Origin of the sequence: Dietzia timorensis (assembly GCF_020742175.1) — a bacterium.
Taxonomy (GTDB): domain Bacteria; phylum Actinomycetota; class Actinomycetes; order Mycobacteriales; family Mycobacteriaceae; genus Dietzia; species Dietzia timorensis_A.
This window is the reverse complement of sequence record NZ_DYXM01000105.1, coordinates 1-4,022: the sequence shown is the minus strand read 5'-3', so window position 1 is coordinate 4,022 and position 4,022 is coordinate 1. Positions and strand designations below refer to the sequence as shown.

Sequence of the window (4,022 nt, the reverse complement as noted above, 5' to 3'; positions counted from 1 at the left end):
CCAGGCCGAGACCCGGCAGCTGCTGGACCTGATGATCCACTCTGTGTACTCGAATCCGGATACGTTTCTCCGCGAGCTCATCTCGAACGCCTCGGATGCGCTCGACAAGCTGCGCCTCGCCGCGCTCACCGAGGACCTTCCGGGCGTGGATACCTCTGACCTGCACATCGAACTTATTGCTGACGGCGGAGCATCCGATTCCGCGCGCCGGTTGACGGTCACCGACAACGGCATCGGTATGTCGCGCGAGGAGGTCATCGACCTCATCGGCACGCTCGCCAAATCCGGCACCGCCGCGATGCGCGAGCAGCTCGCGGCCGCCCGCGCCGCCGCGAAGGACGGCGAGCTGTCCGAGCAGGCTTCGGCCGACCTTATCGGCCAGTTCGGCATCGGTTTCTACTCGACTTTCATGGTCGCCGACACCGTCACCCTCGTGACCCGCAAGGCGGGCGAGGACGAGGTCACGCTGTGGCGCTCGTCGGGGGAGGACACCTACGACATCGCGACCGTCCCGGTCGCCGAGGCGGCCTCGCTCGGCTTCGACGGGGAGGTGCCGACGCAGGGCACCGCGATCGCGCTCGATCTCAAGCCCACCGGCGGCGATACCGATCTCCCGGACTACGTCGACGAGCACACCCTGCGCCGCGTCGTGCGGACGTACTCGGACTTCATCGCGTGGCCGATTCGGATGGCTGTTCCCGATAATTCCGCCGAGGAGGACGGCGCGGACTCCGGCGAGGATGAGAACGCGGACTCCGACGTCATAGATGCGGGTCCGAAGACGAAGGAGGAGACGCTCAACTCGCAGAAGGCGCTGTGGACGCGGCCCAAGTCCGAGGTGACCGACGAGGAGTACACCGAGTTCTACCGCCACGTCTCGCACGCGTGGGACGAGCCTGCCGAGACGCTGACGATCTCCGCCGAGGGCACGTTCGAGTACCAGGCGCTGCTGTTTATCCCTTCGCAGCCGCCGTTCGATTTGTTCTCCCCGGATCATCGCCGCGGGGTCCAGCTCTACGTCCGTCGAGTGTTTATCATGGATGACGCCGAAGCGCTGATCCCCCAGTACCTCCGCTTCGTCAAGGGCGTCGTCGACGCGGCAGACCTGTCCCTCAACGTCTCGCGCGAGATTCTGCAGCAGGACCGGCAGATCACGGCAATCCGCAAGCGCATCGTCCGCAAGGTGCTGCAGGCGGTCAACGCGATGCGCGAGAACGAGCGCGAGAAGTTCGATGAGTTCTGGCAGCATTTCGGTGCCGTCGTCAAGGAAGGCCTCATCGCCGACGACGCGAACCGCGAGCAGATCTTCAAGTTCACCGAGCTCGAGTCGACGCGCAAGGTGGGCGAGGGCGAGAATCCGCGCACGACGCTCGCCGAGTACGTGGAGCGCATGGCCGAGGGGCAGACGGAGATCTACTACATCACCGGCGCCTCGCGTGCCGCGGTGGAGAACTCCCCACACCTCGAGGCATTCCGCGCCCGCGGTGTCGAGGTGCTGCTGCTCACCGATCCCGTCGACGAGGTGTGGGTCGACGCCGCCATGGACTTCGAGGGCAAGCCGCTGCGCTCGATCGCAAAGGGCGACGTCGACCTCGACAAGGTTGGGACGAAGCCCGACGCCGAGTCCGAGGAAGAGGAGAAGAAGGCGGACGAGGACTTCTCCGGGCTGCTGGAGTGGCTCGGCGGTGCGCTCGAGGACGAGGTCAAGCAGGTGCGCCTGTCGCATCGTCTCGTCGACTCGCCCGCGTGCATGGTGGGCGACACCTTCGACATGACCCCACAGCTCGAGCGCATGTACCGCGCGAACGGCATGGAGGTGCCCACCTCGAAGCGGATCCTCGAACTCAACCCGAAGCATTCTGCGGTGGAAAAGCTGCGGAGCGAGTTCGCGGCGACGAGCGACGAGGATTCGAAGGCGCGCGCCGAGCTTGCCGAGACCGCGAAGCTGCTCGCCGGCGTCGCCGTGCTGGCCGAGGGCGGCGAACTGTCTGACCCGGCTGCGTTCGCGAAGCTGCTGGCCAGCCGGCTCTAGGGCGAAATAAGTCTGCCGAAAGCCCTGCCTCTCTCACGTGAGAGAGGCAGGGCTTTCTCTCATTTCCATCCGACCTAACAATCGAGTTACATCGTGGCGAGGCCGAACCGGTTAAGGGACAATAAGTTCTGGATAACCGACGCCGAAGATTATCGTGAACGCAGATGTGAAAGGCCCGCCAATGAGTTCAGCGCCTCCGAACCTACTAAGCAATCGATTCGGGGGTCGCGGCGTTCGCTCGGCTACCTCGCTGGCCGCGGCGGCGGTGCTCGCCTTCGGCTCCTCGGCCGCGCTGGCTCCGGCGGCGGTCGCGCAGGAGGCGCCCGCGGCAGAGGCCCCCGCTCAGACGCTGAATTGGGCAGCGTGCCCCGAGCGTGTGACTACGCCGACTGCCGTGTGCGCGACGCTTCCGGTGCCATTGGACTACGCCGATCCCGAAGGCGAAAAGATCGACGTCATGGTGATGAAGCAGCCGGCGGCGAACCCTTCCGAGCGCAAGGGAGTGGTGTTCGGCAACGCCGGCGGACCCGGCGGGGACTCGCTGCCGTTCTTCGACGATGGCTTGTTCACGTGGCCGCAGGAACTGCGCAACGAGTTCGATCTTGTGGCTGTCCAGCCGCGCGGGCTTCCCGACTCGACGGCTCTCGAATGCAAGGGCGCGGAGCTGATCGACCCGGTGACCGCAGCGACCAATTACGGCGGTGCGCTGCGGGGTCTTTGTGAGCAGAGCCAGCCCGGCTACGCCCAGCACATCACCACCGAAAACACCGCGCGCGATTGGGAAGAGGTGCGCAAGGCGCTCGGCGAGGACAGCATCGACATCCTCGGGCTTTCCTACGGCACGACGCTCGGGTCCGTGTACGCCTCGCTGTTCCCGGCGCAGACCGACAAGCTCGTGCTCGACTCGGGCGTGAACCCGGATGACGCATGGAACGGGCTTATGAATGCCCAGGACCCGGCATACAAGGCGCGCACGAACGATATGTTCGCCTGGATCGCGGAGAACGACGCGACCTATCACCTCGGAACCACGGCACTGCAGGTCTACCAGCGCTGGTCCGATCTGATCGTCGAAGAGGTCGGGGTGAACCCGTCGGTCGCCCCGCCGCCGGCGCAGGTCGGCGATGTGCCCCCGGCGTTCGAGATGATCGCTCAGCAGTACATCGACGGCACCAATCTGACCAACCCTGCACGTGTCCAGTTCGAGAACCTCGTCGGAACCCTGATGAACCCGGGCGCGAACCAGATGAGCTCGACGGTGCTCGGCCAGACCAGGCAGATCGTTCCGCAATCCGCTGCGTGGCCGCAGCTCGCCGCCGCGATCCGCGACGGTCTGCCAGAGGGCGGCGTCGGCGGCGGCCCGATGGATGACCCCGAGGTGGTTGAGGCGACACTGCAGGCTGGAAACATGCAGCGCATCGTGATGTGCAACGAGAATCAGGTGCCCGCAAACCCGCTGACTTACCCGGACTTCCTCTGGGCCACGTTCGTGTCGGGCGATATCTACAACATGATGGGGCCGATGTTCACCTCCGGCGCCGCGTGTGCCGGGTACGCGCCCGTCACCAAGCTTCCCGCGGTGTCCGGCGAAGCGCTGGAGACGCAGCCGCTGCAGCTGCAGGGACTGCGTGACCCGCAGACGCCCTACCAGCCGGGCATGGTGCTTGCCGAGCGGATGGGCGCGCACGTGATCACGGTCGGCGGGGGCGACCACGGCCAGTTCGCCAAGGGCAACGAGACCGTTGACGCCGCGGTGCTCGAATACTTCCGCACCGGGCACACCGGTGTGACCGAGGCTCCCGCGCCGCCGATCCCCACGGCGGAGGCGTAAGTCCGGCGGCATAGGTGAAAATGCCCGGGAACTGCGGAAAGCGCGGGGCCCGGGCATTCGCCATTTTGGACGGCGCTTTCTCGAAGTCCCTACCGGCGAGTAGGGTAAGGGGTATGAACTCTCCTGCCGTGCAGAGCAACAAGCCGACCTCGACCATGA

Annotated in this window: 2 protein-coding genes; both read left to right on the top strand. The window is 65.9% G+C overall.

Annotated elements, in window-relative coordinates; all coding sequences use genetic code 11:
• Positions 1–2,032: molecular chaperone HtpG (htpG, locus tag K8V11_RS05660; RefSeq protein ID WP_303911551.1), on the top strand; the 2,032-nt coding region annotated here is incomplete at its 5' end.
• A gap of 181 nt (positions 2,033–2,213) precedes the next feature.
• Positions 2,214–3,863: an alpha/beta fold hydrolase gene (locus K8V11_RS05655; RefSeq protein ID WP_303911549.1), complete on the top strand. Its 1,650-nt coding sequence runs from the start codon at positions 2,214–2,216 to the stop codon at positions 3,861–3,863.
• Positions 3,864–4,022 lie beyond the last annotated feature (159 nt).